Consider the following 20,692-nt stretch of genomic DNA (forward strand, 5'->3'; position numbering starts at 1 on the left):
TATCGCCGCTATCCGAGGGTGGCTGGAATCAGCCGTGTCCCAGTGCCCGTGTGAGGGCGATCTCGATCACGGCCCGTGACGGGTTGGGCCGCGGTGTCCGCCCGTAGCGCTCGGCATAGCGCCGCTCCGCCTCCGCGATTCGCTCCGGATCCGTCGAGACCCGCGCGCGGCCCTCCAGCGTCGCCCACCGCCGCCCGTCCACCTGGCAGACCGCGACCCGCGCCCCCTCCGGCCCGGCGGCCGCCACATGCCCCGCCTTCGCGCTCGCCTTGTCGGTGATCACCCGGGCCAGTCGTGCCCCGGGGTCGTAGGTCACGCCGACCGGTACGACGTGCGGGCTGCCGTCCGCGCGGAGGGTCGTCAGCGTGCACAGGTGCCGTTCGCGCCAGAACCTGAGGTACAGGGCGTCGGGCGAGCCCGGGTCTACGGAGTGCGTGGCCATGGTCCGGAACCTAGCCGCTTCCTCTCCCGTTCAACGCCTTGAGTGGAATAGACTCAACTTTGTTACGTTGCTCTAGTCAGAGTCGACGACGACAGACGACAGCTGAGCGCGGGCCGACGCGAGAAGGAGAAGGCGAACGTGGACGCCGAGCTGACCAACAGGAGCCGGGACGCGATCAACGCGGCCACCCAGCGGGCCGTGTCCGAGGGGCACCCGGACCTCACCCCCGCCCACCTGCTCCTCGCTCTGCTCGAGGGGCAGGACAACGAGAACATCATCGACCTGCTGGCCGCCGTGGACGTTGACCAGGCGTCCGTGCGCGCCGGCGCCGAGCGCGTGCTCGCCTCTCTGCCCAGCGTGACCGGATCGACCGTCGCGCCGCCCCAGCCCAACCGCGAGCTGCTGGCCGTGATCGCCGACGCGAGCAAGCGTGCCAAGGACCTCGGCGACGAGTACCTGTCCACCGAACACCTGCTCATCGGCATCGCCGCGAAGGGCGGCGCCGTCGGCGAGGTGCTCGCACGGCAGGGGGCCGACGCCAAGAAGCTGCTGGACGCGTTCCAGAAGACCAGGGGAGGGCGCCGGGTGACGACCCCGGACCCGGAGGGCCAGTACAAGGCGCTCGAGAAGTTCGGCACCGACTTCACCGCCGCCGCGCGGGACGGCAAGCTCGACCCGGTGATCGGCCGGGACCACGAGATCCGCCGCGTGGTGCAGGTGCTGTCCCGCCGTACGAAGAACAACCCGGTCCTCATCGGCGAGCCCGGCGTCGGCAAGACCGCCGTCGTCGAGGGGCTCGCCCAGCGGATCGTGAAGGGCGACGTGCCCGAGTCCCTCAAGGACAAGCGGCTGGTCGCGCTCGACCTGGGCGCCATGGTCGCGGGCGCGAAGTACCGCGGTGAGTTCGAGGAGCGCCTGAAGACCGTCCTTGCCGAGATCAAGGAGTCGGACGGCCAGATCATCACGTTCATCGACGAGCTGCACACCGTCGTGGGCGCCGGGGCCGGCGGCGACTCCGCCATGGACGCGGGCAACATGCTCAAGCCGATGCTGGCGCGCGGTGAGCTGCGCATGGTCGGTGCCACCACCCTCGACGAGTACCGCGAGCGGATCGAGAAGGACGCGGCCCTGGAGCGGCGCTTCCAGCAGGTGCTGGTCGCCGAGCCCACCGTGGAGGACACCATCGCGATCCTGCGTGGGCTCAAGGGCCGCTACGAGGCCCACCACAAGGTGCAGATCGCGGACAGCGCGCTGGTGGCCGCCGCCACCCTCTCCGACCGCTACATCACCTCCCGCTTCCTGCCCGACAAGGCCATCGACCTGGTCGACGAGGCGGCCTCCCGGCTGCGCATGGAGATCGACTCGTCCCCGGTGGAGATCGACGAGCTCCAGCGGGCCGTCGACCGGCTCCGCATGGAGGAGCTGGCGCTGAGCAAGGAGACCGACCAGGCGTCCAAGGAGCGCCTGGAGAAGCTGCGCCGCGACCTCGCCGACAAGGAGGAGGAGCTGCGCGGCCTGACCGCCCGCTGGGAGAAGGAGAAGCAGTCCCTCAACCGCGTCGGTGAGTTGAAGGAACAGCTCGACGACCTGCGCGGCCAGGCCGAACGCGCACAGCGCGACGGCGACTTCGACACCGCCTCCAAGCTGCTGTACGGCGAGATCCCGGGCCTGGAGAAGGAGCTGGAGGCCGCCTCGGAGGCCGAGGAGGAGGCCTCCAGGGGCACGATGGTGAAGGAGGAGGTCGGCTCCGACGACATCGCGGACGTCGTCGCCTCCTGGACCGGCATCCCCGCCGGACGCCTCCTGGAGGGCGAGACGCAGAAGCTGCTGCGCATGGAGGAGGAGATCGGCAAGCGGCTCATCGGCCAGAGCGAGGCCGTGCGCGCGGTGTCGGACGCCGTGCGCCGCAGCCGGGCCGGCATCGCCGACCCCGACCGCCCGACCGGCTCGTTCCTCTTCCTCGGCCCCACCGGTGTCGGCAAGACCGAACTGGCCAAGGCACTCGCCGACTTCCTCTTCGACGACGAGCGGGCGATGGTCCGCATCGACATGTCGGAGTACAGCGAGAAGCACAGCGTCGCCCGGCTGGTCGGCGCCCCGCCCGGATACGTCGGCTACGAGGAGGGCGGCCAGCTCACCGAGGCGGTGCGGCGGCGCCCGTACAGCGTCGTGCTGCTCGACGAGGTGGAGAAGGCCCACCCGGAGGTCTTCGACATCCTGCTCCAGGTGCTGGACGACGGCCGCCTGACGGACGGTCAGGGCCGGACGGTCGACTTCCGCAACACGATCCTGGTGCTGACCTCGAACCTGGGCAGCCAGTTCCTGGTGGACCCGGTCACCAGCGAGGAGGAGAAGAAGGAGCAGGTCCTGGAGGTGGTCCGCGCCTCCTTCAAGCCGGAGTTCCTCAACCGGCTCGACGACCTGGTGGTCTTCTCGGCGCTGACGAAGGACGAGCTGAGCCGGATCGCCCGGCTCCAGATCGACCGCCTGGCCCAGCGGCTGGCCGAGCGGCGGCTGACCCTGGAGATCACGCCCGAGGCCCTGGCCTGGCTGGCCGTCGAGGGCATGGACCCGGCGTACGGAGCCCGGCCGCTGCGCCGTCTGGTGCAGACCGCCATCGGAGACCGCCTCGCCAAGGAGATCCTGGCCGGGGAGGTCAAGGACGGCGACACGGTCCGCGTGGACAGGGCCGACGACGGGCTGATCGTGGGCCCGGCGACCGGCAAGACCCTCTGAGCGAACGTCAGACCGAGGAGACCTCAAGGGATACGAGGGCGGTGCCCCCGCCCTCGTACTCCACCCACAGCCACATCCGGTTGGCCCCGGGCGGCGCTTCGTCGCGGAGGTTCATGCACAGGTCGGCGCCGCACGGCGTCGACGGCCGCAGGCCCGGAAACGACCGCTTCAGCCAGTCGGCCACCTCGGCGCGTGGCATCCGCCAGCTGCCGTCGTACGACCGGTGCGCGGCGTCGTCCAGCGCGCAGTCCTCGTCGCTCATGCCGACGGGCGGCTGGGCGCGCGCGAAGTGGATGACCTCGGCGCAGTCGACCTTCTCGGCCGAGCCGAACGCGTCGTCCCCATGCTTCACGTAGGCGTACACCACCCACCCCGCACCCGCCAGGCACACCGCCACGAAAACCGCGCACAGCCACCACAGGCCCCAAAGGATCGCGCGCACTCTCATCCACCCCCTCGTCTCCCCCGGACGGCGGAGACCGGCCACATCCTGTCAGCCTCCGGCGGACACGACCCGTCCGGGCTTGCCACCCCCCGCCCCGCATGGGGGAGGATGGCGTAATCCGTACGAAGGGAAGAACACGGTGAGCATCGACCCGTCCTCGATTCCGAACTTCGGGGGCCAGCCCGAACCGCAGCCGCAAGGACCGGCGGGCCCCGTGGTTCCGGATCAGGACCTTGTGAAGCAGCTCCTCGACCAGATGGAGCTCAAGCACCTCGTCGACGAGGAGGGAGACCTCGTCGCGCCGTGGGAGCAGTTCCGTACGTACTTCATGTTCCGCGGCGAGGGCGACCAGCAGGTCTTCTCGGTGCGCACGTTCTACGACCGTCCGCACAAGATCGACGAGAAGCCGCAGCTGCTGGAGGCCATCGACGACTGGAACCGGCGCACCCTGTGGCCCAAGGTCTACAGCCACACGCACGACGACGGCACCGTCCGCCTCATCGGTGAGGCGCAGATGCTGATCGGCACCGGCGTGAGCCTGGAGCACTTCGTCTCGTCGACCGTCAGCTGGGTGCGGGCCGCCATCGAGTTCGACCGGTGGCTCGTCGAGCAGCTCGGTCTCGCGGAGGACGTCGACGAGTCGGACAAGCCCGAGGACGACGGGGAGTAGATTCGGCCGCGGCACCTCCGGCCCCCGGTTTCACAGGGGTGACCGGCCGAGTACCACCAGATACGCCCCGTAGACGAACGAGAGCCCGGCCAGGGCGCATGCCACCACGGCGGCGTGCCAGGGCCGGGCTCTCGCCGTCCGCACCAGCGCCCGCGCCACCACGATGAGCAGCGGGAACGCCGGCAGCAGGAAGCGCGGCTTGGACTCGAAGAATCCGGAGCCGCCGAGCGTGATCACCAGCAGGGCTCCGCTGTAGACGACCAGCGGCAGGGGGGCGCGGTCCACCAGCAGCAGCGTGAAGAGCACGGTGCTGACCGCGACGATCACCAGCGCCATCGGGAACAGCAGCCGGGTGCCGTGCAGCAGCATGTGCCCGGCGAAGTGCAGCGCGCCCCGCCCGCAGCCGCAGCCCGTGCCCTGCCGGACGGGCACGGTCGTGGTTCCCCGGCCTCTCGGCGGGGGGAGCGGGGATGGTGCTGGCGTGGGTCACACCGGAACCATGCGTCGCTCAGGACCGATCTGCGAGCATTGCACGGCCGTGCGGGTGCGAATCCGCGGCGCCCGGCGCGCCGCCCACGGACGGGGCGGTGGTGCTGCTACCGGTCCGTGAGGCCCCGTCAGCCCGCCGGGTTCCCCGCAGGCATCGCCGGCCCCCGTGGACGGCGCCATCCGGCCCTCAGAGGCAGGCACCCGCGCTCCGTCGCAGGATGACGACTCCGCTTCTGCTCCGGCATCCGCATCCGGTGCGAGCGCTCCACCGGACCGCGACGGGCGTCGGTGCCTCTCGCCGGGTCAGGACGCCAGGCGTTGCAGGCGGTCGGCGGCTTCCCGGAGGACGTCCTCCTTCTTGCAGAAGGTGAAGCGGACCTGGGTGCGGCCGGCGTCGGGGTCGTCGTAGAACACGGAGTTCGGGATGGCGACGACGCCGCAGCGTTCGGGGAGCGCGCGGCAGAAGGCGTAGGCGTCCTTCTCGCCGAAGGGGGTGATGTCCGTGGTGATGAAGTACGTGCCCTGGGGCCGGTGGACCTCGAACCCGGCCGCGCGCAGGCCGTCGCCGAGCAGGTCCCGCTTGCGGCGGAGGTCGGCGCGGAAGTGGTGGAAGTACGCGTCCGGCAGACGGAGGGCCTCGGCGATCGCGTACTGGAACGGGCCCGCGCTGACGTAGGTGAGGAACTGCTTGGCGGTGCGGACGGCGGCGACGAGCGGGCCGTTCGCGGTGACCCAGCCGACCTTCCAGCCGGTGAAGGAGAAGGTCTTGCCGGCGGAGGAGATGGAGACGGTGCGTTCACGCATGCCGGGCAGGGCCGCGATGGGGTGGTGCGCGCCTTCGTAGACGAGGTGTTCGTAGACCTCGTCGGTGACGACGAGCAGGTCGTGTTCGACGGCGAGCGCGGCGATGGCGCCCTGCTCCTCGGCGGTGAGGACCATGCCGGTCGGGTTGTGCGGGGTGTTGAGGAGGAGGAGCCGGGTCTTCGGGGTGATCTTGGCCCGCAGCTCGTCCAGGTCCGGGCGGAAGGACGGAGCGCGCAGGGTGAGGGGTACGCGCCGTGCGCCGGCCAAGGCGATGCAGGCCGCGTAGGAGTCGTAGTAGGGCTCGAAGGCGATCACCTCGTCCCCCGGTTCCAGGAGGGCGAGCAGGGTCGCGGCGATCGCCTCGGTCGCCCCCGCCGTGACCAGGACCTCCGTGTCGGGGTCGAAGGCCAGGTCGTAGAAGCGGCGCTGGTGGTCGCTGATGGCCGTGCGCAGCTCGGGGACGCCCGGCCCAGGCGGGTACTGGTTGCCGCGGCCGTCGCGCAGTGCCCGGACGGCGGCCTCGCGGATCTCCTCGGGTCCGTCGGTGTCGGGGAAGCCCTGGCCCAGGTTGATGGACCCGGTGCTCACGGCGAGGGCGGACATCTCGGCGAAGATCGTCGTTCCGAACTCGGTGAGCCGGCGGTTGAGGAGGGGGCGCGCGCTGGAGGTCATGACCGCCATCCTGCGCCGAAGCTCTGGAGTTCCTCAACTCTGCTTTGACGGGTGTGACGCGGGGGCATCCCCCGTTCACGCACCGAGGAAGAGAGGCCCGCGGGGGGCCGCTTCGGGGGATTCGAAAGGGGGGCGACGCCATGACCTTCGGCATCATCCTGGCGCTCGTTTTTATCGCCGTCGTGACGCTCGTCGCGGTGGCCGGCCGTGGCTCCGGGACAGCGGCATCGCGGTCCCGGGGCCGCGGGTCGCGGATGCGCACGCGGGGGATCGCGTGGTCCGGCGGCAGCAGCTGGTGGGCGGGCGACGGCGGCGGTTCGTCGTCGGGCGGCCACCATTCGGGGGGCCACCACTCGGGGGGCCACCACTCCTGTGGTGGGGGCCACTCGTGTGGCGGGGGTCACTCGTCGTGCGGTGGGGGCGGATGCGGCGGAGACAGCTGACACGGGGCAGCCGAGCTCCGCGGGGGGAAACGCATCCGGGTGCGCCGAGTGTCCGCCGGGAGGTAGGCCGGCGGGCACTCGGCCTGTGCGCCCCCCACCCGTCAGCCGTTCGGGAGCGGGTCACCCGACAGGGGGAGCGCGTGGGCGCATGCCATGGCGCTGTGCGCCGGGCGCGCTCCTATGGATCCGCTGCGATCGGGCGTACAGCGCCCATATCAACACTCCAGGCGCACAACATAGTTGAACAATTGCGCTGTTGAGCCCTCGGTGGGATGGAAACCCTACGAACTTGGGTAAAAACGCTGTGGGGGTGCCACAGTTCGTGATTCCCTCTCAACCACCAACGCAGCCCCCCGGACGCCCTGCGGCCACCGACCCGCAGGCGTTCCGCCCGACCGGGCCGACCCGGACGTCGCGCCCGACCGGCTGAGTCGGCCGCACCCGCGGTGCCCGGCCGGGGCGCGCCGGAATCCCTCCCCACTTTTGCGTGCTAGCGGAGCCGATCCATGCTCACGACCCTGAACACCTCCTACACCGACACGCGTGCGGCCGACCTCGCCTGGACCCTGGGCCGCGAGCCGCTGCCGGCACTCGCCACACTCGACCTGGAACTTGCCGGCGCGCAGCTTCAGTTGAGACTCCTCGGCGCATCCCACCAGGTACTCCTGGAGGAGGAGCGGGGCAGCTGTTCGGAGACGGTGGCGTGCATCGCGGGCTCCAGCACTCCGCTGCCCCTGGGTGTCGCCAAACGGGTGGGCGACTGGGAGTACGAGTTCGCGTCCCGGGTCGAGGCGCTGTCCCCCCGGTCCTTCGCGGGCCGCGCCCAGGAGCTGCTGGCCCTGGTCTCCGACCATCCCAACGGCCTGGCCGGCGTCTTCCCCGGCAGCCCGCACGCGTTCACGGCCCTGCTGGCCCAGCGCCACGAGGGCCAGGTCCACTGGCGCACATGGCACGCCTACCCACAGGACGGCCAGTTGGTGGCGACGCGGACGCGGGTGGGAGTGAGGGCGCCGACGGCATGCCCCGACCGCCCCGAGGCGCGACTGAGCCCCTCCCGCGCATGAGGACGGGTACAGCCGTGCCGGACGCCCCACAACCCCGCAGGACCACACGTGTGGGTGACAAAGCGTCGTGCAAGCGTGACGTAGCGTTCCGACCGTGATCGAACCGCACGCGCCCGCTCCGCCCGGCGCCCCGGCCTCCTGGGGCGAGGGCGGCCAGAGCCCGGCGCGGCTGCCCGTGCGCCCCGGCACCGGACGGTTCCTCGTCCTCGCCGGCGTGTTCGTCTGCGCCGCCTGCGGTCTCGTCTACGAGCTCGAACTCGTCGCCCTGGCCTCGTACTTGATGGGCGACTCGGTCACCCAGGCATCCGTCGTGCTCTCCGTGATGGTCTTCGCGATGGGGGTCGGCTCGCTCGCCGCGAAGCGGCTGCGCTGCCGTGCCGCGGCCGGTTTCGGCACGGTCGAGGCGGTGCTCGCGCTGATCGGCGGCTGCAGCGCGATGGCCCTGTACGCGGTCTTCGCCTGGACCGGCGACTGGGGCGGCCCCTGGTCGGCCGGGCCGCGCTGCCTGCTGGTCGCCTTCTCGCTGGCGATCGGCCTTCTCATCGGCGCCGAGGTGCCGCTGCTGATGGAGCTGATCCAGCGCATCCGCCGCCAGGACGCGGGCCGCGCGGTCGCCGACCTGTTCGCGGCGGACTACGTGGGCGCGCTGGTCGGCGGCCTCGCCTTCCCGTTCCTCCTGCTCCCCCTGCTGGGCCAGCTGACGGGCGCCCTGCTCACCGGCGCGGTCAACGCGGTCGCGGGCGGCGCGCTGGTCCTCGGGCTGTTCCGCCGCGACCTGAGCCGGCGCGGCCGCTGGCTGCTCCTCGTCGCCAACATCGTCGTACTGGTCCTGCTCGCCACGGCGGCCGCGCTGGTCGACGACTTCGAACGGGCGGCACGCCAGGCGGTGTACGGCGGGGACGTGCGGGTCGCGCTGCGCACCGGCGTCCAGGAGGTCGTCCTGACCGGCGGCACCCGCGGCCGTCCGCTCGCCCTCTTCCTAGACGGCCGGCTGCGGGTGAGCAGCCGCGACGAGCGCCTCTACCACGAGGCGCTGGTGCACCCCGCGATGAGCGGAGGACCGCACGCGCGCGTGCTCGTCCTCGGCGGCGGCGACGGCCTGGCGGTGCGCGAGGTGCTGCGGCACCCGGGAGTGGAGCGGGTCGATGTGATCGAGCCGGACCCCGCGGTGACCAGGCTGGCCCTCCGCGACCCGGCCCTGTCCGCCCTGAACCGGCACGCCCTCGCCGACCCACGCGTCCATGTGCGCACGGCGGACGTGTTCTGCGGGCTGAGGCACACACGGCGGACGTACGACGTGGTGGTCGCGGACCTTCCCGACCCCGGCATCACCGCGAGCACCAAGCTGTACTCGCAGGAGTTCTACGGCCTCGCCCGCCGCGTCCTCGCGCCCGGTGGGCGCCTGGTGGTGCACGCGGGCCCGGTGACGTCCCGCCCATGGGTCTTCTGGACGGTCGAGGCGACGATACGGGCGGCGGACCTGCGCACGGTGCCCTACCGCGTCGGCGGGCGCGCCTCCGGCTTCGCGGCGGGCCCTGACCGCTCGCCGAACGGGTCCCGGGCCCCGCGCGACTGGGGCTTCGTCCTCGCCGCCCGTACCCCTCCGGCCCTGACCCTGGACCCGCGCGAGCCGCGGCTGAGCACGTTGACCCGGGCGTCCCTGCGGGCGGACGCGCGAGCCGCGTCACGCACCCGGGTGCGGGGGCTGCCCCCGTCGACGCTGGTGCACCCGAGGTACGCCGACTGACCCGGCCGGTGGCCCGCCGTGTGAATACCGCGGAGGAAGGGTGCAGTTCGGGCCGTGCTGGGTAGGCTCGACCGACATGAAGCATGAGGTGTTCGTTCCGGTTCCCGCCGAGCGGCTCAGGGAGGCGCTGGCCGACCCCGCACGGGTGGCCCGGGCGATCCCCGGGCTTCACCGGGACGCGGGCACGCGGCCCGTCGCCGGCCGCCTGAAGGTGCGCGTCGGCGGCCACACGATCACCTACCGCGGCACGCTGCGCGTCGCGGAACGGGGCGACGGCTCGTTCACCGCGCACGGCGAGGCGTCGGAGGCCCGGGGCACGGGCACGGTGGAGCTGTCCCTGACCGTACGCGTGCTGGCGGCCGAGGGCGGCGCGACGGTCGTGTTCACGGGAACGGCGACGGGCGACGGCCGGATCGCGGAACTGCCCGAGGAGGCGGTCGCGGCGGCGGGGGCCCGGCTGCTGGGCCGGTTCGCGGAGAACCTGGGTGCGCCTGGGGAGACCGCGGCCGCCGCCGGGCCGGCGCCGAGCGGGACCCCCGCCGGGGAGCCTGCCGAAGAAGCCGCGGAGGCGTCGGTGGAACCGCCCGTGCAGGAGAGCGAGGAGCCCTCCGCCTTCTCGGTCTTTGACACCGAGGTCCCCCCGTCGTCCCTCGACCCCCTCGCCGACGAGGAGGGACCGGACGGCTCCGATGAAGTCGACCACGGGGAAGAGCCTCCCGCCGAGGCGGCGCACGCCCGGCGCACGATGATCGGCCGCAGCGCCGAGGAGGTCGACCACGCACCGCCGCGCGGCCGCTACGCGCCAGTCCCCGCCCCCGAGTCCTCCGCCGCCTCCGCCACCCTCCGGTGGGCGGCCCCGGCGGCGGCCCTGCTCGTGGCGTCGGCGATCGTGGCGGGCCGACTGCTGCGCCGCCGCCGCTGACCACGCGGAAGCCACCGCCGACCGGGAGCCGTTGCCGTGGCCTGGCTGGGAGCCGTGGTCGCCGGCCGTGGGGGGTGTGCCGTCCTCGGCTGATCGGGAGCCGCGGCCGGTGGCCGGCCGGAAGTCATTCCCGCCGACCGCGCCGGGACGCACAGCCGTCGGGCGGCGGGATGCGCCGGTGCGGACCCCGCGGACGCCCCGGCCGGGTCGGTGCCCTCTTGATCGGTCCGATCTGCCCAGTAGGGTCGGCCACGTGAGTAACGACGAGATCACGTTGGCCGCGGGGGACGCGGAAGTCGTGCTGGCGCCGGCGAACGGCGGGCGGGTAAGGAGTCTGCGCGTCGGCGGCGCGGAACTGCTGCGCCAGGGTGAGCGGTTCGGATGCTTCCCCATGGCCCCCTGGTGCGGGCGGATGCGCGACGGCAGGTTCCGCGACGGCGCGACGGTCCACCGGATGCCCCTCAACTCCCCGCCGCACGCCATCCACGGCACCGTCCGCGACGGCGCCTGGCGCGTGGCCCGTGCCGCGCGGACCGAGGCCGTCCTCACCTACGACCTGGTCGCCCCCTGGCCCTACCCCGGCCGTGTCACCCAGCTCGCCGCGCTCACCGCGGACTCGCTCACGCTCACCATGTCCGTGGAGACGTACGACTCCTCGTTCCCGGCCCAGGCCGGCTGGCACCCCTGGTTCAACCGCACCCTGGACGGCGAGGACGTCCGCATCGGCTTCAGCCCCGCCTGGCAGGAGGAGCGCGGGGAGGACCACCTGCCCACGGGGAACCGCATCGAGCCCACGCCCGGCCCCTGGGACGACTGCTTCGGCATGCCCGGCGGCGTGGACGTCACTCTCACCTGGCCGGGGCGGCTGGAGTTGGCGGTCATCAGCCGCGAGGAGTGGGTGGTGGTGTACGACCAGCAGCCGGAGGCGGTGTGCGTGGAGCCGCAGACCGGGCCGCCGGACGGCCTGAACACCCTTCCGCGCCTGGTCACGCCGATCGAGCCGCTGGAGGCCACGACCACCTGGACGTGGCGCCGGCTGTGAGCCGCGGCAAGTCCCGGGGGCCCGCGGCGCCCTTAAGCTGACCGGTATGAGTGACGTACGCGGCGCCCTGCTGCAGCAGATCAAGGACAAGGCCGTGGTGCACGGCAAGGTGACCCTCTCCTCGGGCCTGGAGGCCGACTACTACGTCGACCTGCGCCGCATCACCCTCGACGGGGAGGCCGCCCCACTGGTGGGCCAGGTGCTGCTGGACCTGACCGCCGACCTGGACTTCGACGCGGTCGGCGGGCTGACCATGGGCGCGGACCCGGTCGCGGCCGCCATGCTGCACGCCGCCGCCGCGCGCGGGAGGAGGCTCGACGCGTTCGTCGTCCGCAAGGCCGCGAAGGCGCACGGCCTGCAGCGGCGCGTGGAGGGACCGGAGATCAAGGGCCGCCGGGTCCTGGTCGTCGAGGACACCTCCACCACCGGCGGCTCCCCGCTCACCGCGGTGGAGGCGGTGCGCGAGTCGGGCGCCGAGGTGGTGGCGGTCGCGACGATCGTCGACCGGGCCACGGGCGCCGCCGAGAAGATCCAGGAGGGCGCCGGCGTCCCCTATCGCTTCGCCTATGCGAAGGACGAGCTCGGCCTCGACTGAGCGCCCTGCGGGGGAGGACGTCCACAGGTCGGAAACGTGACCTGAGCATCGGGTCATGTCTGGAAAGATGGGGACGACGATGACGTCGCACCCCCCTAGGTCAGGGCCGTAAGCAGCAGTCCCGTTCGTACCCCGGTACGAGACCCGCACATACAAGGAGCGGACAGATGCCCATCGCAACCCCCGAGGTCTACAACGAGATGCTGGACCGGGCGAAGGCTGGCAAGTTCGCCTACCCGGCCATCAACGTGACCTCGTCCCAGACCCTGCACGCTGCCCTGCGCGGCTTCGCGGAGGCCGAGAGCGACGGCATCATCCAGATCTCGACGGGTGGCGCCGAGTTCCTGGGCGGCCAGCACAAGAAGGACATGGTCACGGGCGCCGTCGCCCTGGCCGAGTTCGCGCACATCGTCGCCGCGAAGTACGACATCACGGTCGCGCTGCACACGGACCACTGCCCGAAGGACAAGCTGGACGGCTATGTACGTCCGCTGCTCGCGGTCTCCGAGGAGCGTGTGGCCCGCGGCGAGAACCCGCTGTTCCAGTCCCACATGTGGGACGGCTCCGCGGAGACGCTCGCCGACAACCTGCAGATCGCGCAGGAGCTGCTGGCCCGCGCCGCCGCCGCGAAGATCGTCCTGGAGGTGGAGATCACCCCGACCGGCGGTGAGGAGGACGGCGTCTCCCACGAGATCAACGACTCCCTCTACACCACCGTCGACGACGCGAACCGAACGGCGGAGGCCCTGGGCCTGGGCGAGAAGGGCCGCTACCTGCTGGCCGCGTCGTTCGGCAACGTGCACGGTGTGTACAAGCCGGGCAACGTCGTCCTGCGCCCCGAGCTGCTGAAGGAGCTGAACGAGGGCGTCGCCGCCAAGTACGGCAGGCCGGCCGACAGCAAGCCGTTCGACTTCGTCTTCCACGGCGGCTCCGGCTCCAGCGAGCAGGAGATCCTGACCGCGCTGGAGAACGGCGTGGTCAAGATGAACATCGACACGGACACCCAGTACGCCTTCACGCGTCCCGTCGCCGACCACATGTTCAAGAACTACGACGGCGTCCTGAAGGTCGACGGCGAGGTCGGCTCCAAGAAGACCTACGACCCGCGCAGCTGGGGCAAGCTGGCGGAGGCGTCGATGGCCAAGCGGGTCGTCGAGGCGTGCGCCAACCTCCGGTCCACCGGCACCAGGATCAAGTAACGGACGGTTCCGACGAGCCCGGCGACGCTGCTGCGGAGCCGGGCTCGCCGGCCCTCCGGGCCGGTGCGGCGGTGCCCTACGGCGTCACGGCCGTCTCCGCCGCGACGGCTACCGCTTCAGCTCGGTGTACGCCTCGGCGCTGCTGTCCTGAAGGAACTGCCGGCAACGCTCCGCCTCGTCCTTCTCGTCGATCGCGCCGGCGGCGCGGGCGAGGGCGGCGAGGCAGCGCAGGAACCCCTGATTGGCCCGGTGGCCCCAAGGGACGGGTCCATGCCCCTTCCACCCCGCCCGCCGCAGCGCGTCCAGACCGCGGTGGTAGCCGGTGCGCGCGTACGCGTACGACTCGACCACGCGGCCCGCCTCGAAGGCGTCGTCGGCGAGGATCGCCCAGGCGAGCGAGAACGTGGGGTGCTTCGCGGCGACCTCGGCCGGCGGCCGGGACTCCTCGCTCAGCAGGCGGTACGCCTCTTCGTTCTCCGGCAGGTACGTCGGTTCCGGGCCGCCGAGCAGGTTCTTGTGCGTCGTCATGGAGGCAGTCTGTCACTTGCGGACGAGTGCTCGGGACGTCCACGCCTGCAGGGCACACTCCGCGCAGACCGTCCTACCGGGCAGATCCGTACCCGGACGTACTTCCACGACGTCCCCGGCGGTGGCCCGGATCCGGACGGGCCGCCCGAGCCGCCGAAGCCGCGTCGGCACCGAAAGCTGCCCGGCGGCCGTGGGGGGGGCAACGCCCGCACCCGCCGCGACCGTGCAGGAAACGGTGCACGCGCCCGCGCAGGCCGAGGGGCAGACGCCGATTCCGCTCGCCGACAGCGACAGCGACAGCGACAGCGACAGCGACACCGACACCGACCCGCGGCCGTCGCCGTGCTTGCCGTTCTGCGCCGGGCCGATCCCCGTCGGGCCGTCGAGAAGGGCGGTCCAGCGGCCTACGCGGTGCGACACGACCGCATCGAGCACACCTGGCCGTGACGGGCGGCCGACCCTCGGCTGACCCTGAAGAGTGCAGGTCAGCGCCCTGTGGTCCGCCTGTCAGCCGACGGGCCTTGCGGTGTCCGGTGGCATTGCGCAGGATGCCGGTGGGGACCGGGGCCCCCGTGCCGGCATCGGCAGGGGCGGACCGCTACCCGAAGCACATACAGGAGACAGCGATGTCCCAACAGGCTCACCAGTCCCAGGAGACCCCGGAGACGCAGGAGCCCGAGACCCCGCATCTCGACTTCCAGGGCACGACACCGTACGAGGACTACGTCAAGGCGGACGTGCTCACCCACCTCCAGCACACCCTCTCCGACGACCCCGGAGAGATGGTCTTCCTGGTCACCACCCAGGTGATGGAGCTGTGGTTCACCGTGATCGTCCACGAGTGGGAGACCGCGGCCCGCGCGCTGCGCGAGGACCGGGTTCCGACGGCGATCGACGCGCTGAAGAGGTCCGTACGGGAGCTGGAGGCGCTGAACGCGTCCTGGCGGCCGCTCGCGCAGCTGACGCCCGCCCAGTTCAACTCCTACCGCTCCGCCCTCGGCGAGGGCTCCGGCTTCCAGTCGGCGATGTACCGCAGGATGGAGTTCCTGCTCGGCGAGAAGTCCGCGTCCATGCTCGTCCCGCACCGCGGCGCGCCCCGCGTCCACGCCGAACTGGAGAAGGCGCTGCACGAGCCCGGCCTCTACGACGAGGTGCTGCGGCTGCTCGCCCGGCGCGGGCACGCCGTCCCGGACGCCGTGCTGCGGCGCGACCCGTCCCTCCGCTACGAGCCGTCGGAGGAGGTGGAGGCGGTCTGGGCCGCCATCTACTCCGGTGACGCGACACATGAACTCGCCCGCCTCGGTGAGGCGCTGACCGACGTGGCCGAGCTGGTGTGGCGCTGGCGCAACGACCACCTGATGGCCACCCGGCGGGCGATGGGAGCCAAGCAGGGCACGGGCGGCTCCGCCGGGGTGGCCTGGCTGGAGAAGCGGGCGCAGAAGAGCGTGTTCCCCGAGCTGTGGACGGCGCGCTCCCATGTCTGAACTGGCCGCGAAGGCGAAGGAGCTGGACGCGTCCGACCGGCTGGCCGGGCTGCGCGCGAGGTTCGTGCTCGACGACGCGGTCTACCTGGACGGCAACTCGCTGGGCGCGCTGCCGACGGCCGTGCCGGGCCGGATGGAGGACGTCGTCCGCAGGCAGTGGGGATCACTGCGGATCCGCTCCTGGGACGAGAGCGGCTGGTGGACGGCGCCGGAACGGATCGGCGACCTGATCGCCCCGCTGGTCGGGGCGGCGCCCGGGCAGATCGTGGTGGGCGATTCCACCAGCGTCAACGTCTTCAAGGCGCTGGTGGCGGCCGTGCGCATGGCCGGGGACGGCGGTGGGAACGGCGGGGACCGCGGGGACGATGGGAGCGGCCGGGACGAGATCCTGGTCGACGCCACGACGTTCCCGACGGACGGGTACATCGCCGCCTCGGCGGCCCGGATGACGGGCTGCACGCTGCGCCCGGTGGCCCCCGCGGACGTTCCCGGGGCGCTCACCGGCCGCACGGCGGCGGTGCTGCTGAACCATGTCGACTACCGCACGGGCCGGCTGCACGACCTGCCCGGCCTGACGGCCGCGGTGCACGCGGCGGGCGCGGTGGCCGTCTGGGACCTGTGCCACAGCGCGGGCGCCCTGCCGGTCGGTCTGGACGAGCACGGGGTCGACCTGGCCGTCGGCTGCACGTACAAGTACCTCAACGGGGGCCCCGGCTCACCCGCGTACCTGTACGTGCGGCGGGAGCTGCAGGACCGCTTCGACTCCCCGCTGCCGGGCTGGAACTCCCATGCGGAGCCCTTCGGCATGCGCGCGGAGTACCAGGCGGCGGAGGGCGCGGTGCGCGGCCGTGTCGGCACCCCGGACATCCTGTCCATGCTCGCCCTGGAGGCGGCGCTGGAGGTGTGGGACGACGTGCCGGTCGACGCCGTGCGCGCCAAGTCCCTCGCGCTCACGGACTTCTTCCTGGAGTGCGTGGCGGCGTACGTGCCCGCGGGCACGGTCGAGTCGCTGACACCTGAGGCGCACGCCGAGCGCGGCAGCCAGGTGGCGTTGCGCTGCCCCGGCGCGGGCGACGTGATGAAACGGCTGATCGACAGCGGGGTGGTCGGCGACTTCCGGCCGCCGGACGTGCTGCGGTTCGGGTTCACGCCGCTGTACGTGGGCTTCGCGGACGTGGAACGGGCGGCGCGGGTCCTGGCACGGACCCTGTCCTGACGGGCGCCCCCGCGGCGGCCGCAGCACGGACGGGAGAGCTTCCCGGCGACGGCGAGCGCGGCGGTCACACCGCGGGCTCCGCCGCCGGGGAGCGCTGCGACCGCGGCCGCCTCGGTGCGGGGCGCCCGAGACGAGCTCCCCGGACCCGGCTCCGGCCCGGCTCCCGCCCGGCCTGGCCCGGCCCGGCTCCCGCCCGGCTCGGCTCGGCCTGGTCCGGCTCCCGTACGGTCCGGTCCGGCTCGGCCCGGTTCGGCTCCCGCCCGGCCTGGCCTGGTCCGGCTCCCGCCCGGCCTGGCCCGGCCCGGCTCCCGCCCGGCTCGGCCTGGTCCGGCTCCCGTACGGTCCGGTCCGGCTCGGCCCGGTTCGGCTCCCGCCCGGCCTGGCCCGGCCCGGCTCCCGCCCGGCTCGGCTCGGCCTGGTCCGGCTCCCGTACGGTCCGGTCCGGCTCGGCCCGGCCCGGCTCCCGCCCGGCCTGGCCTGGTCCGGCTCCCGCCCAGTCCGGTCCGGCTCGGCCTGGTCCGGCTCCCGCCCGGCTCGGCCTGGTCCGGCTCCCGCCCGGCCCGGTTCGGCCCTGCTCGGCCCGGCCTGGTCCTGCTTGGCCCGGTTCGGCTCGGCCCGGCCTGGTCCTGCTCGGCCTGGTCCTGCTCGGCCTGGCCTGGTCCGGCTTGGCATGGCCTGGTTCGGTTTCTGCTCGGTCCGGTCCGGCCCGGCCTGGGCGGCCCGGGTGCGGCTTCGGTCGGTCCGGCGGGCGCCCGCCGGACAGCGCTGGGAGCCGACCGGCTGCGGCGGACCGCCGGGACACGGCTCCCGCGTTCACCCCGACGGCACGTACACCCCTGCCGCCGCCGCGGCCGCCGCCGCGCGGGCCGCTCGGTCCGCGTCGGCGGGGTCCGGTGCCGCTCCCGTGGTCAGCAACCCGTAGTACAGCGGCGCCGACACGGCCCGTACGACCGCCCCGGCGTCCGTCCCCTCCGGGAACTCCCCCCGTGCCACCGCCGCCGTCACACACGGCTCCCATTCGGCGACCCTGACCTCGTAGAAGCGGCGCAGCGCCGACGCGGTGCGCGCGTCGCACGCCCCGGCCGCGATCACCGCCCGGAACAGCGCCCCTTGCCGCTCGTCCGCCAGCGTCCGCCGCACCAGCTCCGCGTTGGCCCGCAGATCCCCGAGGGCGGACCCGGTGTCCACCCGCGGCAGCGACTGCTCGGCCATGTCGCACAGGAGATCCGCGACCAGCGCGGTCGCCGAACCCCACCGCCGGTACACGGTCGTCTTCCCGACGCCCGCCCGCCGTGCCACGTCCGCCAGGTCCAGATGTGCGAACCCGTGTTCGGCCAGCACGTCCCCGGCCGCCCGCAGCACGGCGGTACGGACCCGCGCGGTGCGCCCGCCGGGCCGTACGGTGCCGGGTTCGGGCGCCCCCGCGCCGGGGGACACGGCCCCCGACTCGGCCTGGGACTCGGCCTCGGACTTGGCCTCCAACTGGGCCTCGGGCATGGCCTCGGACATGGAACCTCCTGGCGTGAAAGGCACCGTCGTCACAGCGCCGAACAGGACACCGAACGACGAACGGACGCGCTGAGCTGACGGAACGCTTCCGCCGCACACCGTAACGGAACGGTGGATCCGTTTGCCCCTCACCGAGCGTGACAACCCCATGCCGGCGCACGTCACCCGCCTGATACCGTCCCCGCAAACGGCCGGTTCTGTTTCCGGCCACCGCGCCACCACGTACCCAAATCCGTTTCGCCGCTGAGAGGTTGGAGCATGCCGGACGACGCCGCCCCCCGCGATGCCGCAGAACCGGACGACGCGTCCGCCCGGGACGCCGCGGCCCGGGACGCCGCGGAGGAAGCGTCCGCCTTCTCGCACGCGCCGGTGGACCCCGACGCCACCGCCGCCTACGGCGACCACCCGGACCAGGTGATCGACTTCTACGCCCCGCGGGAGGCGGAACGCACGGCGACCGGGGCGACGGACCTCGCCCCCCTCGTCGTCGTCCTGCACGGCGGCGCGTGGCGGGCGCCGTACGACCGCGCGCACATCACCCCGTTCGCCGACTTCCTGGCCCGTCGGGGCTTCGCCGTGGCCAACGTCGAGTACCGCCGGGGCGTGCTCATCCCCGCCCAGGCCGACCGCGAGGGCGGGAGCGGCGGCACGGGGCCGGTCGCGGGCCGCTGGCCGGATACGTTCGACGATGTCGCGGTCGCCCTCGACGCGCTCCCGGCGCTCGTGCGTGAGGCGCTCCCGCAGGCGGATCCGCGCCGTACCGTGATCACCGGTCACTCGGCGGGCGGCCACCTCGCGCTGTGGGCCGCGGCCCGCCACGTGCTCCCGGCGGACTCCCCGTGGCGCACGGACCGCCCGGCCCCGCTGCGCGGCGTCGTGGCGCTCGCCCCGATCGCGGACTTCCACATCGCCCGCAAGCTGGAGGTGTGCGCCGGGGCCACCGTCCAGTTCCTGGGCGGTGAGGCCCTGTTCGCGGAGCGGCAGCCGTACGCGGACCCGGCCCTGCTGCTGCCCACCGGCATCGCCACGACCCTGGTGCAGGGCCGCACGGACATCGTGGTCCCGCAGGCCGTCGCCGAGTCGTACGCGGAGGCGGCGGCGAGGGCGGGCGAGGTCGTCGGCCTCACCCTTCTCGAGGACGTCGGCCACTTCCCCCTGATCGACCCGGCGGCGGACGCGTGCGCGGTGGTGGCGGAGGAGGTCGCGCAACTGGCGTGGTAGGCACGCCGAGCAGGCCGCCGCGGAGGCCGCCGTGCCGGTGACCCACCCGTCCGCCCGGCCTCCCGATGGGACTGCGGGACCGGACGCAGGCGGCGGTGTTCGCGTACGAGACCAGGCTGGTGACACCGGGCTGACCCCGCCGGGGCCGGGACCGCGGCGGCCGGGGCACGTCTGGCCAGACCCGGGGAGGCCGGGCTAGCGTCCCGTCATGGCAGCCCGACCCCACCTCGCGTTCGACCCCTGGGACCCGGCGTTCGTCGCCGACCCCTACCCCGCCTACGCCGAGCTGCGCGCGCGGGGCCGCGTGCACTACTACGAGCCCAGCGACCAGTGGCTGGTCCCGCACCACGCGGACGTGTCGGCGCTGCTGCGCGACCGGCGCCTGGGCCGGACGTACCGGCACCGGTTCACCCACGAGGACTTCGGCCGCTCGGCCCCGCCGCCCGAGCACGAGCCGTTCCACACCCTCAACGACCACGGCATGCTCGACCTGGAGCCGCCGGACCACACCCGCATCCGGCGGCTGGTGTCGAAGGCGTTCACCCCGCGCACGGTCGAGCGGCTCGGCCCGTATGCGCGCGCGCTGGCCGGCGACCTGGCGTCCCGTCTGGCGGAGGCGGGCGGCGGCGATCTGCTGACGGACGTCGCCGAGCCGCTGCCGGTCGCGGTGATCGCCGAGATGCTGGGCATCCCGGAGGCGGACCGCGCGCCGCTGCGCCCCTGGTCGGCGGACATCTGCGGGATGTACGAGCTGAACCCGTCCGAGGAGGCGGCGCGCAAGGCGGTGCGGGCGTCGGTGGAGTTCTCCGCCTATCTGCGGGAGTTGATCGAGGAGCGCCGCAGGAGGCCGGGACAGGACCTGATCTCGGGCCTGATCGCGGCGCACGACGAGGGCGACCGGCTCACCGAGCAGGAGATGGTCTCCACCTGCGTGCTGCTGCTGAACGCCGGTCACGAGGCCACGGTGAACGCCACGGTGAACGGCTGGTGGGCGCTGCTGCGTCACCCGGACCGGCTGGCGGCCCTGCGCGCGGACCACTCCCTGGTCCCGTCCGCCGTGGAGGAGCTGATGCGCTACGACACCCCGCTGCAGCTCTTCGAACGCTGGGTCCTCGACGAGATCGAGATCGACGGGACGGTGATTCCGCGGGGCGCGGAGATCGCGATGCTGTTCGGCTCCGCGAACCACGACCCCGCGGTGTTCGACGCCCCCGAGCGCCTCGACCTGGCCCGCCGGGACAACCCGCACATCTCCTTCAGCGCCGGCATCCACTACTGCATCGGCGCCCCGCTCGCCCGCATCGAGCTGACGGCGTCGATGACGGCGCTGCTGGAGCGGGCCCCGACCCTGCGGCTGGCGGCGGAGCCGGAGCGGAAGCCGAACTTCGTGATCCGGGGGCTGAAGGGGCTGGAGGTGGAGATCGCATGATCACCCGTTCGGATGATCATGCGACCGATGTCGCC

Annotated in this window: 19 protein-coding genes and 1 pseudogene; 13 read left to right on the plus strand and 7 right to left on the minus strand. The window is 73.1% G+C overall.

The window, feature by feature from the left end; translation table 11 throughout:
* Positions 1 to 28: 28 nt before the first annotated feature.
* Positions 29 to 442 (minus strand): pyridoxamine 5'-phosphate oxidase family protein, encoded by a 414-nt coding sequence (locus ACFSL4_RS19520; protein ID WP_381084330.1) that lies wholly within the window; start codon positions 440 to 442, stop codon positions 29 to 31.
* 138 nt (positions 443 to 580) lie between these two features.
* Here ACFSL4_RS19520 and clpB point away from each other — a divergent pair, with 138 nt between their 5' ends.
* Positions 581 to 3,178 carry an ATP-dependent chaperone ClpB gene (gene clpB / locus ACFSL4_RS19525; protein ID WP_381084332.1) on the plus strand — a complete coding sequence of 866 codons (2,598 nt, stop codon included), beginning with the start codon at positions 581 to 583 and terminating at the stop codon, positions 3,176 to 3,178.
* Between the two features lie 7 nt (positions 3,179 to 3,185).
* On the opposite strand, the gene ACFSL4_RS19530 is transcribed toward clpB, so the two are convergent.
* Complete coding sequence (locus ACFSL4_RS19530) at positions 3,186 to 3,620, minus strand: hypothetical protein (protein WP_381084334.1); 435 nt, start codon at positions 3,618 to 3,620, stop codon at positions 3,186 to 3,188.
* 142 nt (positions 3,621 to 3,762) lie between these two features.
* Here ACFSL4_RS19530 and ACFSL4_RS19535 point away from each other — a divergent pair, with 142 nt between their 5' ends.
* Positions 3,763 to 4,293 carry a YbjN domain-containing protein gene (locus tag ACFSL4_RS19535; RefSeq protein WP_381084336.1) on the plus strand — a complete coding sequence of 177 codons (531 nt, stop codon included), beginning with the start codon at positions 3,763 to 3,765 and terminating at the stop codon, positions 4,291 to 4,293.
* A 30-nt stretch (positions 4,294 to 4,323) separates the two neighbouring features.
* On the opposite strand, the gene ACFSL4_RS19540 is transcribed toward ACFSL4_RS19535, so the two are convergent.
* Both ACFSL4_RS19540 and ACFSL4_RS19545 read right to left on the minus strand, forming a co-directional pair.
* On the minus strand, positions 4,324 to 4,725 hold the full coding sequence (locus tag ACFSL4_RS19540; protein ID WP_381084338.1) for a hypothetical protein: 402 nt from the start codon (positions 4,723 to 4,725) through the stop codon (positions 4,324 to 4,326).
* Positions 4,726 to 5,085: 360 nt separating this feature from the next.
* Positions 5,086 to 6,267: a pyridoxal phosphate-dependent aminotransferase gene (locus tag ACFSL4_RS19545; protein ID WP_381084340.1), complete on the minus strand. Its 1,182-nt coding sequence runs from the start codon at positions 6,265 to 6,267 to the stop codon at positions 5,086 to 5,088.
* A 940-nt stretch (positions 6,268 to 7,207) separates the two neighbouring features.
* On the opposite strand from ACFSL4_RS19545, the gene ACFSL4_RS19550 reads away from it, so the two are divergent.
* From ACFSL4_RS19550 to fbaA, 6 genes are all read left to right on the plus strand, one after another.
* Positions 7,208 to 7,765: a DUF2617 family protein gene (locus ACFSL4_RS19550; protein WP_381084342.1), complete on the plus strand. Its 558-nt coding sequence runs from the start codon at positions 7,208 to 7,210 to the stop codon at positions 7,763 to 7,765.
* A gap of 94 nt (positions 7,766 to 7,859) precedes the next feature.
* Entirely contained in the window at positions 7,860 to 9,512 is a 1,653-nt protein-coding gene (locus ACFSL4_RS19555) for a polyamine aminopropyltransferase (protein WP_381084344.1), read from the plus strand.
* Between the two features lie 76 nt (positions 9,513 to 9,588).
* Positions 9,589 to 10,434, plus strand: coding sequence for an SRPBCC family protein (locus ACFSL4_RS19560; protein WP_381084346.1), 846 nt, complete (start codon positions 9,589 to 9,591; stop codon positions 10,432 to 10,434).
* A 253-nt stretch (positions 10,435 to 10,687) separates the two neighbouring features.
* Positions 10,688 to 11,476, plus strand: a complete 789-nt coding sequence (locus tag ACFSL4_RS19565) for an aldose epimerase family protein (RefSeq protein WP_381084348.1) — start codon at positions 10,688 to 10,690, stop codon at positions 11,474 to 11,476.
* A 46-nt stretch (positions 11,477 to 11,522) separates the two neighbouring features.
* The gene (gene pyrE, locus ACFSL4_RS19570; protein ID WP_381084350.1) at positions 11,523 to 12,071 is read left to right on the plus strand and encodes an orotate phosphoribosyltransferase; all 549 of its coding nucleotides are present in this window, start codon (positions 11,523 to 11,525) and stop codon (positions 12,069 to 12,071) included.
* 167 nt (positions 12,072 to 12,238) lie between these two features.
* Positions 12,239 to 13,270, plus strand: a complete 1,032-nt coding sequence (fbaA, locus tag ACFSL4_RS19575; protein WP_381084352.1) for a class II fructose-bisphosphate aldolase — start codon at positions 12,239 to 12,241, stop codon at positions 13,268 to 13,270.
* A gap of 108 nt (positions 13,271 to 13,378) precedes the next feature.
* Here the strand turns inward: fbaA and ACFSL4_RS19580 are convergent, their stop codons facing one another.
* Together ACFSL4_RS19580 and ACFSL4_RS19585 are read right to left on the minus strand one after the other, a co-directional pair.
* Positions 13,379 to 13,798 (minus strand): DUF3151 domain-containing protein, encoded by a 420-nt coding sequence (locus ACFSL4_RS19580; RefSeq protein ID WP_381084354.1) that lies wholly within the window; start codon positions 13,796 to 13,798, stop codon positions 13,379 to 13,381.
* Between the two features lie 12 nt (positions 13,799 to 13,810).
* Positions 13,811 to 14,218, minus strand: coding sequence for a hypothetical protein (locus tag ACFSL4_RS19585; RefSeq protein WP_381084356.1), 408 nt, complete (start codon positions 14,216 to 14,218; stop codon positions 13,811 to 13,813).
* A 206-nt stretch (positions 14,219 to 14,424) separates the two neighbouring features.
* Here ACFSL4_RS19585 and ACFSL4_RS19590 point away from each other — a divergent pair, with 206 nt between their 5' ends.
* A complete protein-coding gene (locus ACFSL4_RS19590; protein WP_381084358.1) occupies positions 14,425 to 15,282 on the plus strand; it encodes a tryptophan 2,3-dioxygenase family protein in 858 nt (285 codons plus the stop codon).
* The gene (gene kynU, locus ACFSL4_RS19595; protein WP_381084360.1) at positions 15,275 to 16,498 is read left to right on the plus strand and encodes a kynureninase; all 1,224 of its coding nucleotides are present in this window, start codon (positions 15,275 to 15,277) and stop codon (positions 16,496 to 16,498) included. Before ACFSL4_RS19590 ends, kynU begins: the two co-directional genes overlap by 8 nt.
* An 813-nt stretch (positions 16,499 to 17,311) precedes the next feature.
* Here the strand turns inward: kynU and ACFSL4_RS19600 are convergent.
* Positions 17,312 to 18,007, minus strand: coding sequence for a TetR/AcrR family transcriptional regulator (locus tag ACFSL4_RS19600; protein ID WP_381084362.1), 696 nt, complete (start codon positions 18,005 to 18,007; stop codon positions 17,312 to 17,314).
* Positions 18,008 to 18,265: 258 nt separating this feature from the next.
* Here ACFSL4_RS19600 and ACFSL4_RS19605 point away from each other — a divergent pair, with 258 nt between their 5' ends.
* The 3 genes and pseudogenes from ACFSL4_RS19605 to ACFSL4_RS19615 all read left to right on the plus strand — a co-directional run bounded on the left by ACFSL4_RS19605 (position 18,266) and on the right by ACFSL4_RS19615 (position 20,657).
* A complete protein-coding gene (locus ACFSL4_RS19605; RefSeq protein WP_381084364.1) occupies positions 18,266 to 19,228 on the plus strand; it encodes an alpha/beta hydrolase family protein in 963 nt (320 codons plus the stop codon).
* A 65-nt stretch (positions 19,229 to 19,293) separates the two neighbouring features.
* Positions 19,294 to 19,362 (plus strand): annotated as a pseudogene (locus ACFSL4_RS19610) (DNA-binding response regulator); the annotation flags it as partial.
* Positions 19,363 to 19,436: 74 nt separating this feature from the next.
* The gene (locus ACFSL4_RS19615; protein ID WP_381084366.1) at positions 19,437 to 20,657 is read left to right on the plus strand and encodes a cytochrome P450; all 1,221 of its coding nucleotides are present in this window, start codon (positions 19,437 to 19,439) and stop codon (positions 20,655 to 20,657) included.
* Positions 20,658 to 20,692 lie beyond the last annotated feature (35 nt).

It is taken from the genome of Streptomyces caeni (genome assembly GCF_042678285.1).
Classification (GTDB): Bacteria; Actinomycetota; Actinomycetes; order Streptomycetales; family Streptomycetaceae; genus Streptomyces; species Streptomyces caeni.